Genomic DNA, 12,656 nt, shown 5'->3' with positions numbered 1-12,656 from the left:
AATAGCCAAAACTGCACAGCCAAAACTGCACAGCCAAAACCGTGACCTGATGGGCTTCATCGAGGTTAGGGGCTGGCTGGCGCAGGCGAGATCCACCGCTGCCAAGCGCTAATTTGGGTTTGGGCAGCCTCGTAGGTGGTGGCTGCCCGGGGAATGCGGCGAGCCAAGGCCACCGCACCGGGTAAGTCGCCGTTGGCCGCCTGCTGTTGGGCCAAAGCTAAAAGCTGCTGGCTCCAGCGGGCAATGTTACCGTCAGCCTGACTCCGCCAAGGGCTGTTGCGTTTGACCCGATCGGCCAGCAGGATGGCGCTCACGAGGCCGTCCGGACTGTTGGCGGTGGCGAGCTGTTGGGCCTCCGTGAGTTGTTGTTGATCTTGGCGCTGGGTTTGCCAACGGGCGATCGCCTGTTGGGCCTGGCGATAGAGCGATCGGCCACTGGCAATTTGGTTCGCCATGTCGATCGCCCCCGCGAGGTCGCCCCCCCGAGCCAGCTCCTCCGCCTGTTGCAAAATCGGCTCGTCCTGTCGCTGTTCCAACTCCGCTCGCCAAGCGGCCACCCGACGACGGGCATCGGCAGCCAAAGGGCTTTCCGGTTCAATGCGCTGGGCTTGGGCGATCGCCTCGGCCCAACGCCCCTGACCGGCCAGGGTTTCCGCTTGATCCAACAGGGGGCGATCGCGCAGTTCTTGAATTTGACGGCTCCAGTTGGTAATTTCCCGCCGCGCCAGGGCCGCCAAACCGCTGGTGTCCGGAATTTCCTGAGCCTGGGAAATGGCGTTGGTCAAGTCTACCAATGTGCCCGATTGGGCTAACTCTTTTGCTCGCTCCAACCGCGCTGCATCTTCGCTGTCCCGTCGCCATTGGGCAATTTTGGCTTGGGCCCGTTCATAGAGGGGTCGCCCTTCCGGAATTTTGCTGGCCTCCTCGATCGCCACTTCCAAATCCTTAGGCGTGCCCCCTTTGGCCGCCGTTTCCGCCGTTGCCAGGTTGCGTAAATCTTCCGCCTGGGCCCGCAACGATTCCCGATCGGGCAGCAAATCCGCCCACCGCAACGCCGCCTCTCCATTGCCGCGATCGATACTTGCCTGGGCCAGGGTCAGCACCTGTTCCGTTAAATCCGCGATTGTCTGTTGCGCAAGGGGATAAAGTCGCCGCCGTGCTTCAATGCCCCGCAGCAGTTCAAAGGCCTGCTCAAAGCGATCGGGATTGCCACCTTTTGCCAGCGCCAGGGCCCGGCGAATCCGTCCATCATCCTGGCGCGTTTCCGCAATCAGCACCCGCAGCTCATCGTGTTTGACCGTTGCCCAATAGCGCAGGGGGCCACGCACCAGCCGGTTAGCATTCCCGATCGCCGCATCCCACTTGCGTTGGTCGATCGCCCCAATCACCGCGTTATAGATGCCTTCTGCCTCCCGCCAGTCCCGCTCCCAGTCGGCCATCTGTGCTTTCACTTGGCCGTGATTGGGAACCGTTGTTGGGATCTGACGAGCAATTTTCAGCGCCTCTTCCAAGTTGCCCGCTTGCACGGCCCCATCCGCCAACCGCAAAATTTCCTCCACCCAAGCGACTAAGTAGCGATTCGCTTGGGGGCGCAATTCGTGATCTGCCGGGAGCACCTCCACCAGGGCGATCGCCTCCAGCAAATCCCGCACCGTCCGCTTGTTGGCCGCCACTTCCGCGCAGTAAAGGCGCATGGAAGCCGAAGCCAGCGGCCAAAAGATGGCGGGGCAGTTGGGCAAGGCCGGAACCCGCAACAACAGGGCGATCGCCAGGGCCGTCACAACCAGCAACGCGCCACCAATGGCAGCCGACAGCACCAACCAAGAACGATGAGCAGGTTTGGGCGAAATCACAGTGACGCACTCAGCAAGGTTTGGATCGAACGAGTCGATCGCGTCCCGAATTTTAACCTTAGTGGAGAGACGACGGGGATCGCAATCATGCAATCAACTTCGTTATCACCATTGGGAATCAGAGATTGAGAGTTTGGATCAAGCTAGCTTGATCAGTCAGCTATATGCATGATTAAGACCCTAAACCTAGAAAGTTGAAACTCAGCATCCAAAGTGTGGTGGTTTATTTTAAAGGATTCAAATGAATTATGTGCAATTGTAGCTTTCATTCGAATTAAAGCAACGTTCCAGTGCTTGAACAAGAGTTGGTGGTGAGAGAGTTAGATTATGATAAAAGCTGATTTGACTAAGAGAAGGATGAGAATTATTGAGAACAGTATTACCTGGCAAGTAATAATATTGAAAACCTAATTGGTGACTCATGCGCCAGTAGCATTGATTGACATAGCTTGGAGCAAAAAATTCTAATATCTTCACGGATTTTTGACACCAAATCATGTTTGTGAAAGCCGCTCCATGAGGGCCGGCGATAACTTCTGCTTGCGAAAAGAGGTCAACTTGTTCAGTAAATGACAAGCCCTCAGAAACATACTCAAAGTTAAATTTCTCTAAGATTGGATACAGCTCGTTTTCATTTAAAACTCGTCGAGCACGGGAACGGGATAAATATAAACGTTTCGATGGATATGAATTCAAATTATTTCTAGGTAACAGCCAATCACGTAGTTTGTGAAGACTCCGGCTATGGCACTCAATGATGCCCAGAAAATTAAATGTCAAAATTGTGTCGGCTGCCAAATGATTAATGAATTGGCTAGAAATACAATTCTTCTCACTGATTCCCAGCGCTTCTAAGCTTTGAATCTGAAAAGGCAAAGACTCTCCATGAAAGTACCAGTAATCGATTGTTTGACCTATGGATTTTGAGAATTCTAGAAGATCAATCACTTGAGGTAGGAACTCAGTAACCCAGTGAAAGTAATTATTGGTATTTTGCTTGGCAATGACAGCTACTGTTCCTGCAATGTATTGGGGATGCGAGAGTTGATTGGAAGTAGTAATCAGGCGCTCTGCTCCAATTGACAGACCATCAATTACCGCTCCATCTCGATTCCAGAATACTCGATTGCAAGAATCTACCCAAACACGCCCCTGCTCAATGGCCCAGCAGTGGCGAGGAAATTGGCCAAGCGGGCCGAGCGGGGCAAAGGTGGTAACATTATGATCTGCAAGAATCGGCTGCGGCTCGGGTATCTCTGAGGAATCAGAAATTGGCCATTCTACTAACTGTTCTATTCCGTTTTCTGTATTGTCAATTAATGGTAAACGTTCAATCGAGCATAGTAGATCAGGAATAAATTCATCTAATAACGCATCTGGGATACTTCGATAGAGACAACTGCGAGCCTCTTCATGTCGATCAAGGGCTGTAAATGCCTCAAAAAGGAGATTATGAGGTGCATGAGAGTCTGGGGCAATACGTAACACCCGCAAACACCAGCGGGCTGCGAGGGTTGCATTGCCCTGGTGGATTAATTGGCGAACTTCGGGAATGAGCCGTTTCAAGGCAGCTTGCTCGAAGGCGGTGGCTTCGGTGGGTCGATCGCGCCGTCGCAGCCAACGACTCAGATCATCGAGGGTTTGCAGGGAAATGAGGGTGGGGTTCAGCGCGATCGCATTGAGGAACTGCGCGATCGCCCCATTATGTTCTCCCAGTTCCCATTGGAGTTTGCCGAGTTCCCAATGGGCGATCGCCGTTTGGGAGGGCTGGGGCAATCCTTGGGCGATCGCTTGGTTCCAGGCTTGGACGGCCGCTGGTCGGCGATCGGCTCCCCGCAGCGACTGGGCTAAGGAACCGTAGGCCAGGGCGGAATCAGGAGCCAACTGGATCGCCTGTCGATCGAGCACGATCGCCTCGGGCCAATTGCCCTGCTCACGACAAGCGGCCGCTCGATCGAGCAGCCGCTGCAGGTCTGGGGTGAGGTCTGATGCCGCCACAGGAACTAGCCGTTGATTAACCCTTAGAAAAACCAGCCGTAGGAATGCAGGCCCTTGCCCAGCAGGTTCACGCCCAAATAGCAAACCCAAACCACCACAAAGCCCAAGGCGGCCAGGATCGCTGGTTTGCGGCCTTGCCAGCCTTTGGTTAAGCGGGCGTGGAGATAGGCAGCGAACACCAACCAGGTGATGAAAGCCCAGGTTTCTTTAGGATCCCAGCTCCAGTAGGATCCCCAAGCTTCGTTGGCCCACACGCCACCGGCAATGATGCCAATGGTGAGCAGGGGAAAGCCCAGCCCGATTGTTCGGTAGCTGATGTTATCCAGGGTGTCCGCCAGGGTCAACCGTTGGGGCGACAGGTTCAGGGCGGTGGTGCTGTCAGTGGCGGGGCGATCGAGCAGGGCAACCCCGCTAGCTTCACCCCCGATCGACAGGGCGGCCGGCGCTTCAACGGCCGCCGTACTGACCGCCAGCCGCGCCACCTTATCCCGAAAACTGCCCGTGCCCACGGAGCTACCGCGCAGGGTCACATTCTGCCCCTTCGTCACAATCAAAAAGGCGATCGCCAGCAGCGACCCCACCATCAGGGCCGAATAGCTGAGCATCATCACGCTCACATGCATCATCAGCCAGTTGGACTTCAGGGCCGGAACCAACGGCTCGGCGGCCTGCATACTGTCCGGGAGGGACAGGGCCGCAAAGGCCGTAATCCCCATAGCCACGGGAGCCGTGACAATTCCAACCCAGCGGCTGCGGCTGTTGCGTTCGGTCAACAAATGGACAGCCGTGATTCCCCAAGCGAGGAAAAACAGCGATTCATATAAATTGCTGAGGGGGAAATAGCCCGCCTCAATCCATCGTGCGCCCAACAATGCCGCCATGCAGAGGTTGGCGATCGCCATGCCAGCCGTGCCCAAGGATCCCAACAGAATCCATTGGGGAAACGCCGCCCCCACCCAATACAGCAGCATCGTCACCAGCAGGATGCCAAACGATGCGTTATCTAACCAGGTTTGCAGTACAACCAAATCCATAGCTTACGGCGGGTTTAAAAGCCCCTAGTAATCCCAACCATCCACCCTATCAACTCCCGATCGATTCCGTGCAAGTTTCGGCAGCGACGGCGGTTGACCGTGGCGGGATGTTGGGTTGGGGAAACGATTCGATCGCGGTGTTTTCTTCTCTATCGATTTTAGAGAACTAGGGAGCCAGAAAGTCTGGTCTTGGGAGGCAATCACCGTTTGCGCCGCCGAACTGGATCTTGGGGCCCGGCCGATCGGGGCCGGTAAACTAACAAACAAGCCCCTGATTGCTGTTCCCAATCGCCCAACCAGTCAAGCCATTCCGACCCATGAACCCCCTTTTTCCCGATCGCCCCGAGCCGTCTAACATGCCCGAACCGGAACCACCCCAGCCCCCCCAAGCGCAACAGACCGCCCAAAAGCGGGCGATCGCGTTTTTAACCCTGGATATTCAGCGGGTGAAAGCAGCGGCGACAGAATTGCTCGAAAAGCTAGAAGCGGTGCGAACGGGGGAACTAGACGGTTGGGAGCGGTTGGGTAATGCCTATTGTTTGAATCTGTCGGGCGATCGCGCCACGATTGAAGACACGGTGGATGACGAATCGCCAAGTTGCACCCTGTCGATCGAGGAATTTGCCCAACTCGTTCAGGATTGGATTATTGATCTGGAGGCGGACGAAACGGATGAGAATTTCTGATGGCCGCCAGGGACTAATTCAGTAAAACTTCGTAACTAGAATGTCCTTTCCGCCTTCTCTGCCCTGGCTCTCGCTTCGGCAATTTTGGTTCTGTTTTCTGAGCTATTTACTCTTGAGCACCCTGCTGTTTATGGGTAGCTCGTTTACCATGCTGGCTTGGATTGTTTATCTATTTTTTCTCTTGCCATTCTATGGATTTTTAATTCTGTGGCTGGCAACCTTAACCAGTCGATATCGTGGATATCGGTTGCAAGTCAAGCCGTTATTTTTAGTCTTGGTTCTGGTTAGCCAAATTTTGGCAATTATCGTGAGTCCGGGGAATTGCTATGGTTTCAAGCAAGGCAATCAATGCTATAGCCTGGCTCAGGTTTGGTGGGGAAATTTAGGCGAAATCAGTTCTCAAAATCAACCGCCCCATTGGAGTGCGATCGAGCAATCCTTTTTGCCCCTTCTGGTAATTTACGGTTTTCTGTTAGTGCTATCAATTAGTACGCTTAGGCGATCTAGTCGATAAACAAGGGGCTTAAGATCTTGGTTTTAAACCCCTTGTTCTGAAAATTGGGTGGAAACTTTCGCGTGATGCTAACGTGCGGTTTTAAAGCCGAAGTTGAGCAGCTAAACCCTACAGCAAACCAGCGTTAGCCAAACCTAAAATCATCCCTGCTCCCAACAGGTGACCAAAGCTCGCGGTTGCCAACAATTCCGGAATCCCAAACCCGGTGAAAATGGCAGGCAAAGGCAAGGGCAAAGTGGGGCCAACGCCGCGCTTTTGAATCGCGTAGTAACCAATCACGATCGCAAACACATTGCAAGTGATCATGATGATCCCCACATTGGGTGACCATTCCGTGGTGGTGGCGGTGGCCAAAAGATTTTGAATCGTGAATAGATTAAACAAGGGTCGTTCCTCCAAGGATTCAGAATGCTAAAGCCATTAATTGCTAAAGCCATCAATTGTTGAGGATGATTAACAGAAATTGCCCAAGAGCAAAGCGTTAAAAATCCAATGGAAATTGATATTGTAAACAGGTTGTGAAGGAATCGGGCTGCTGGGAACTGCTGATTGGATCAAAATGGGGCCAATGTATTGGTGCAAATTCATGACTCAAATTCATGACTCAAATTCATGACCCATTGATCGGTTATTTTGATCGGTTATTGACGGCTCATGGATAGCTTATGACTAGCTCATGACTAACTCAAATGGCCATGAATGAACCATTGCAGCCTGCTGACTCCCCGCAGCGGAAACCGGCCAAATTATAGAAACCCGATCTCAGGGGTAGACAGCCCTGTTATTAAGACTTAACAGAAGTTTCGGTAGACTTTAACAGTACTCAACATTGCCAACCTTAGGGTTTTTGGACAACAAGGCCCGATTACAACGCTCAGGCTTGGAATTTTTCGGAATTTTTGCTGATGCTCGTCAAAATTTGCGGACTGAAGGATCCTGACCAAGCGGTGGCGATCGCCCGTTTAGGTGCTTGGGCGATCGGGTTTATTGCTGTGCCCGCTTCGCCGCGCTATGTCAGTCCGGCGCAAATGCGCTTGGTGAGCGATCGGCTGGTGGCGGCGGGCTGTGCAGTGGAGCGGGTGGGCATTTTTGCGAACACGGATTTGGACACGATTGCCGCAACCGTGACCACAGGTAACCTGACGATCGTGCAACTGCATGGGGATGAGTCCCCGGAGTTTTGCGAAGCGGTGCGATCGCGCTTGCCCCATCAAACCCTTTGGAAAGCGCTGCGGGTGCGATCGGCGGAAACCCTTGATTTAGCAGAAGCCTACGCAACGGCGGTGGATGCTCTGTTGTTGGATGCTTACCGGCCTGAGGCCTTGGGCGGCACGGGCCACACCCTCGATTGGCAGCGGTTACAAGCTTGGCGATCGCCCCTGCCTTGGTTTTTGGCGGGTGGCATTACCCCCGATAACGTACTCCAAGCGATCGACACCCTGGCCATGGCTGCCCCGATCGGGATTGATCTGTCGAGCGGGGTGGAGCGGGGGCCCGCTGATAAAGACCTGGAGCAGGTGGCTCGGTTGTTTCGGGTGTTGCGCCAACGGTTGCCCTTGGCCGCGCCGGTCACCGATCGCCCCTTGGAGTCTTAAGGGCTGGGCTAATCGCTACCGTCGTCACTGGCTGGGCCAACAGGATGATAGCCGGTGAATTCGGCCACGATCGCCCGCAAGGCTTGATGATCCAGCGGCTTGCTGAGATAGCCCTGCATCCCGGCGGCTAAACAGCGCTGGCGATCGTGCTCCATGGCCAGGGCTGTGGCCGCCACCACGGGTAAATCCTGCCAACGTTCATCACTACGGATTTGCTGCAAGACCGCCAGCCCGTCCATGTCCGGCAGTTGAATATCCAGCAACACCAAATCCACCGGGTGACTGTCTAGCCAATCGATCGCCCGCCAACCGTCTGGGGCGATCGCCACGCCACAACCCCAACTGCTCAACAGGTCTTGCAGCAACTTGGCATTGGTCGAATCGTCTTCAACAACCAAAATTTGCGGTGGCCGGGCCTGTTCCGCCGCCATCACGCGCGCCGCCGATGCGCCGGGTTGAATGGCCGGTGCGGGCGATCGACCGGGAGGCACAAAGGTTAAGGGCAACCGAATCGTGAAGGTGCTGCCCTGGCCCAGCTTGGATTCAAAGTCCACGGAGCCGCCGTGCAATTCCGCTAACTGTCGGGTGAGGGACAGGCCCAACCCCGTGCCCTGGTGCCGACGGGAGAGGGAATTATCCAGTTGATGAAAGGGCTGGAACATGACGGCGCGGGCTTCTTCGGGAATTCCGATCCCGTGATCCCACACGCAAAAATGCACGTAGCCGCCTCGCTCGATCGCCTCAAGGCCAATTTCGCCCCCCTCATGGGAAAACTTGACCGCATTACTGAGCAGGTTCAACAGCATTTGGCGCACACGCACCTCGTCGGCCATCAGGGGTTGTAAGCGCTTGGGAATTCGTTTGCGGATCCGAATATCCCGATCGGCCGCCTGTTGACTGACCAGGGCCAACGCCGAATCGCAAAGGGTGGGCACATCGATCGCCTCGATCGCCAGCTCAATTTGGCCCGCCTCAATTTTGGACAGATCCAACACGTCATTAATCAAACTGAGCAGGTGATCACCACTCTTGCGAATTTGCTCGATATAAACCATCTGTTTTTCGTTCAGGGGCCCATAGAGCTGCTGCTTCAGCAGGGAAGAAAAGCCCAAAATAGCCGTCAGCGGTGTGCGCAACTCATGGGACATGTTGGCTAAAAAGGCGGATTTCAATTGGCTGGCCCGCTCCAACTCCAAGTTTTTGGCTGCCAACTCCGCTTGGGTTTGCTTTTGATCACTGATGTCGCGGGTAACGATCGAAAAGGCCACGGGACGGCCCTGCTCGTCGGGCACGGGCCCCACCGAGACCAACGCAGGGAACCGATCGCCCCCTTGGCGCTGGCAAATGACTTCCCCGCTCCAACCGCCGTCGATCGCCTGCTGCACCAGCCAATGCACTTGTTTTGCGCCCGCTTCTGGATAAAAAGCCGCTGCATTTTGGGGGCGGTTGGGCCCCGTGATCCAACCAAAAACCCGATCGGTCGCCGGGTTCGCATAGATTAAGCCCCCCTGCAAGTCCGCGATCGCGGTGCTGTCGTGGGTTGATTCCAGGGCCCGCACAAACATCTGCACCTGCTGTTCTGCCTGCTTGCGATCGGTGATGTCCCGCGCAATGCCCAAGCCACCAATCAACTCTCCCCCCGCATAGAGCAAACGCCCATTCACCTGCATGTGAATTTCTCGACCAGCGCGATCGAGCAGCGCAAACTCAAAATCCATCAGCTCGCCCGTATGCAACAGGTTGGCAAAGGCCTGGCCCGTGGGTTCCTGAAAAGCCGGAGCCACAAAGTCCATGTAGGGGCGGCCGCGCCATTCGCCCGGTTCAATCCCCAACAGCCGCTCTCCGTAGGGATTAATAAACACCAGTCGCCCCAGCAGATCCACCGCATACACCATGTCATTGGCGGTTTCCACATAGGCCCGAAACAGCCCCTCGGAGTTAAAGGGATCCACTTCTGTGGGTTCCTGCGTCCGATCCAAGTTGATGCCGTAGGGCTTGGGCGGCGGCCCGGCGGTTGGGCGATCGCGCCATTGGGCCAGTTGTTGTTCCAGCTCATGCACGCGCTGCTGGAGGCGGGCGTTTTCGGCTTCGAGGGTCATGGAGAGACGGGGAAGAAACAAACAACGGGGCAATCATCGATCAGAGTCGCTACGATCTAAGCTAATACAGGCTTCGATCGACCCCTAATCGGCTACTGAATCGCTTCACGATCGCCCGCCGTTGATCCGCCCAATTTCCAAACCCCCACGCCCGATCGCCCGCTTGGCCAGTGGCGACGGCGCATGGGAGTTTGTTCGGCCCTTTGTCCTGAGACTTGACCATGGCTCCCGCCCCGATCGCCCTGAACACCGCCGCCCAAACCGATTCGCAGATTTTGCAGTCCCGCCCCGATCGTCAGCCCCTGCCGCCGCTGTTGGGTGGCTCCCTCACGGAACTCACCCAATGGGTGAAAGACCAGGGCCAGCCCGCCTATCGTGCCAAGCAGTTGCACCAATGGATCTACGAACGCGGGGCCCGATCGCTGATGGATATCACCGTCTTTCCCAAAAACTGGCGGGAAGCGGCCGCCGACATCCCGATCGGTCGATCGGAACTGCACCACCGCTCCGAAAGCCATGACGGAACCGTGAAATTCTTGCTGAAAATGACCGACGGGCAAATCGTGGAAACCGTGGGCATTCCCACCCGCGATCGGCTGACGGTTTGCGTCTCATCCCAAGTGGGCTGCGCCATGGCCTGTGACTTTTGCGCCACGGGCAAGGGCGGCTTTGTGCGGAACCTGTCGCGATCAGAAATTCTGGATCAGGTGCTGACCGTCCAAGAAGACTTCGATCGCCGGGTCAGCAATGTGGTGTTCATGGGCATGGGTGAACCGCTGCATAACCCCGCCGCTGTGCTGAGTGCAACGCGATCGCTCAACCAAGACATCGGCATCGGCAAGCGCTACATCACCATTTCCACCGTGGGCATTCCCGGCCGAATTCGGCAGCTCGCCAACGAACGGCTGCAAGCCACCTTGGCCGTCAGCCTCCACGCGCCCAACCAGGAAATTCGTGAATCGATCGTCCCCAGTGCCGCCCAATACCCGATTGAAGAGCTGATCGAAGACTGCCGCGACTATGCCGCCGAAACCAGCCGCCGCGTCACTTTTGAATACATCCTGTTGGCAGGGGTCAACGACAGCCGCGACTGTGCCGCCGAGCTAGCGGAGTTGTTGCGCGGGTTCCAAGCCCACGTCAACCTAATTCCCTACAACCCGATCGCGGAGGTGGACTACCAGCGCTCCGACCCGATGCGCGTGCGGGACTTCATGCAAACCCTGGACGATCGCCGCGTCGCCGTCAGTGTTCGCCGCACCCGGGGCCTGGAGTCGGACGCAGCCTGTGGCCAACTCCGCGCCAACCTAGGCAAAACCACCGGCAAAATCGGCCGCTTTGGGGGCGATCGTCGCCGCTAGGTTCCCACGAAATGTGAATTGCTGACTACCATGAAACTAGTCATTGTGAATTCACATCATGTCAAACCAAAACTGGGGAAAGGAAACGATCACCCGTGGTCTAGAACTTCTGCGCCAGGGATTGTTTCCTTTCATTCAAGAAGCCATGCAGGCAGGGTATGGTGATGATTGGGCCAAAAATTCTCTACAGTCTTTGCCTAAGCAGCGAACAGCCCAACCAATTCTAAAAAACTATTCTCCTATCAAAATCATTAGTGAAGATGTAGCTAATTTACTAACAATTCTAGATAAAAATTACACCAAGGTCTTTAAAGACCGATTAAGCAAAAGCGACAAAGTTCTAGTGAATGAACTTCAGGAAATTCGTAACCAGTGGGCCCATGAATCGGAATTTCCCACCGCAGATGTTTATCGATCGCTCGATAGCATTCGTCGGTTACTACAGGCCATCGGCTCGCCTCTATTGGAAGAGGTAGTAACCCAGCAAAATGAAGCATTGCTAGCCTTGAGTCATCAAAACCAAGCGCAGCAATGGGGACGAAACCCTAACACGCAAGCAGACCGACAGTTTCAAGAGCAGTGCGATCGCCTCATTTCTCAAATTCCGTTCCAGAATCGCAGCCTCCTGAACCAGGCTTTGACCCATAGGTCTTATAAGAATGAACACCCAAGCAGTGGTGATGACAATGAACGGCTGGAGTTTTTAGGCGATTCCGTTTTGGGGTTGGTGGTGGCTGAGTATATCCACAATAAACACCCATACCTCACTGAAGGGGAACTAACTCAGATCAAGTCTCGAATTGTAGAGAATACACAACTTGAGTTCTTTGCCAGTCAGCTTAATTTGAGTGATTGTCTGAGGCTGGGAAATGGGCTTAAGCGTGATCAGAAGATCAGTCAAAAGAACTCGGTTCTTGCTAATGCCTTTGAAGCATTAATCGGAGCCTACTATCTTGATTCTGGTTTGGCAGCAGTTCAGGCATTCTTCTGGCCAAAGCTTGATCAAGTGATCGATAAACTGGGTTACGAAGGCGCAACAGCCCGACATCCTAAAAATGCTCTTCAGGAATTTCTACAACAGCCAGGAAATTCAGCAATATTCGGTTCGGTTGATGAGTTAGTCTATTGTCGATCTCCACAAGGCCCACCCTGGACAGTGCTCGTCCAGATTGCTCATTTCCCCTACGGTCAAGGCATTGGTGACACGATCAAAGCGGCAGAAACCCAAGCGGCAATCGCAACTTTAGCTATGCTGAAAGCGGAAGGGTTTGAGGTCGATCGCCCGTGATTGCCATCGTTCCAAATACTGACCCGGCTGGCCCAGCCAGCTCCGATCCCCAGTAGGGGCAATGTACCAGACCGGGCAAGGTGCTAAGGTATTTCGGCAGCTTGGTGGGAAATGGCGGTGAAATTCCGCGACTGTGCCGCAGCCGTGATTGGTGGGGCTGTGCCAACAAATATGCTTAGCCAGCCCTGAGCAAACCATGAGTCGGAATGCCTCCAATCTGCTGGGGCGATC

10 protein-coding genes are annotated in these 12,656 nt (G+C 54.8%); 5 read left to right on the top strand and 5 right to left on the bottom strand.

All coding sequences use genetic code 11. The features are described 5' to 3' along the window. Positions 1 to 65: 65 nt before the first annotated feature. From ACZA91_RS02315 to ccsB, 3 genes are all read right to left on the bottom strand, one after another. Positions 66 to 1,853, bottom strand: a complete 1,788-nt coding sequence (locus tag ACZA91_RS02315; RefSeq protein WP_099533002.1) for a chromosome segregation ATPase — start codon at positions 1,851 to 1,853, stop codon at positions 66 to 68. 246 nt (positions 1,854 to 2,099) lie between these two features. Next, positions 2,100 to 3,851, bottom strand: coding sequence for a glycosyltransferase 61 family protein (locus ACZA91_RS02310; RefSeq protein WP_463184495.1), 1,752 nt, complete (start codon positions 3,849 to 3,851; stop codon positions 2,100 to 2,102). A gap of 23 nt (positions 3,852 to 3,874) precedes the next feature. Beyond that, positions 3,875 to 4,885: a c-type cytochrome biogenesis protein CcsB gene (ccsB, locus tag ACZA91_RS02305; RefSeq protein WP_099533000.1), complete on the bottom strand. Its 1,011-nt coding sequence runs from the start codon at positions 4,883 to 4,885 to the stop codon at positions 3,875 to 3,877. A gap of 317 nt (positions 4,886 to 5,202) precedes the next feature. On the opposite strand from ccsB, the gene ACZA91_RS02300 reads away from it, so the two are divergent. Then, positions 5,203 to 5,571 carry a hypothetical protein gene (locus ACZA91_RS02300; protein WP_463184493.1) on the top strand — a complete coding sequence of 123 codons (369 nt, stop codon included), beginning with the start codon at positions 5,203 to 5,205 and terminating at the stop codon, positions 5,569 to 5,571. 40 nt (positions 5,572 to 5,611) lie between these two features. Further along, on the top strand, positions 5,612 to 6,085 hold the full coding sequence (locus tag ACZA91_RS02295) for a hypothetical protein (RefSeq protein WP_206753573.1): 474 nt from the start codon (positions 5,612 to 5,614) through the stop codon (positions 6,083 to 6,085). 108 nt (positions 6,086 to 6,193) lie between these two features. Here ACZA91_RS02295 and psaK read toward each other — a convergent pair whose 3' ends face one another. Beyond that, positions 6,194 to 6,469, bottom strand: a complete 276-nt coding sequence (gene psaK / locus ACZA91_RS02290) for a photosystem I reaction center subunit PsaK (RefSeq protein WP_099533036.1) — start codon at positions 6,467 to 6,469, stop codon at positions 6,194 to 6,196. A gap of 521 nt (positions 6,470 to 6,990) precedes the next feature. Between psaK and ACZA91_RS02285 the strand changes: the two genes are divergently transcribed. Further along, positions 6,991 to 7,680 (top strand): phosphoribosylanthranilate isomerase, encoded by a 690-nt coding sequence (locus tag ACZA91_RS02285; RefSeq protein ID WP_463184491.1) that lies wholly within the window; start codon positions 6,991 to 6,993, stop codon positions 7,678 to 7,680. Between the two features lie 8 nt (positions 7,681 to 7,688). Here ACZA91_RS02285 and ACZA91_RS02280 read toward each other — a convergent pair whose 3' ends face one another. Beyond that, complete coding sequence (locus tag ACZA91_RS02280; RefSeq protein ID WP_463184489.1) at positions 7,689 to 9,779, bottom strand: hybrid sensor histidine kinase/response regulator; 2,091 nt, start codon at positions 9,777 to 9,779, stop codon at positions 7,689 to 7,691. A gap of 221 nt (positions 9,780 to 10,000) precedes the next feature. Here ACZA91_RS02280 and rlmN point away from each other — a divergent pair, with 221 nt between their 5' ends. Then, complete coding sequence (rlmN, locus tag ACZA91_RS02275) at positions 10,001 to 11,137, top strand: dual-specificity RNA methyltransferase RlmN (RefSeq protein WP_190531553.1); 1,137 nt, start codon at positions 10,001 to 10,003, stop codon at positions 11,135 to 11,137. 58 nt (positions 11,138 to 11,195) lie between these two features. After that, positions 11,196 to 12,425 (top strand): ribonuclease III, encoded by a 1,230-nt coding sequence (gene rnc / locus ACZA91_RS02270; protein WP_463184487.1) that lies wholly within the window; start codon positions 11,196 to 11,198, stop codon positions 12,423 to 12,425. Positions 12,426 to 12,656: the final 231 nt, after the last annotated feature.

This window comes from Limnothrix sp. CMB-01, from assembly GCF_055193175.1.
Note: the sequence above shows the minus strand (reverse complement) of the source record. Positions and strands in the feature narration are given on the sequence as shown.

Coding starts and splice junctions, on each gene's coding strand:
- ccsB (WP_099533000.1), bottom strand. CDS start 4,885: ATGGATTTGGTTGTACTGCAAACCTGGTTAGATAACGCATCGTTTGGC.
- ACZA91_RS02300 (WP_463184493.1), top strand. CDS start 5,203: ATGAACCCCCTTTTTCCCGATCGCCCCGAGCCGTCTAACATGCCCGAA.
- ACZA91_RS02295 (WP_206753573.1), top strand. CDS start 5,612: ATGTCCTTTCCGCCTTCTCTGCCCTGGCTCTCGCTTCGGCAATTTTGG.
- ACZA91_RS02285 (WP_463184491.1), top strand. CDS start 6,991: ATGCTCGTCAAAATTTGCGGACTGAAGGATCCTGACCAAGCGGTGGCG.
- ACZA91_RS02280 (WP_463184489.1), bottom strand. CDS start 9,779: ATGACCCTCGAAGCCGAAAACGCCCGCCTCCAGCAGCGCGTGCATGAG.
- rlmN (WP_190531553.1), top strand. CDS start 10,001: ATGGCTCCCGCCCCGATCGCCCTGAACACCGCCGCCCAAACCGATTCG.
- rnc (WP_463184487.1), top strand. CDS start 11,196: ATGTCAAACCAAAACTGGGGAAAGGAAACGATCACCCGTGGTCTAGAA.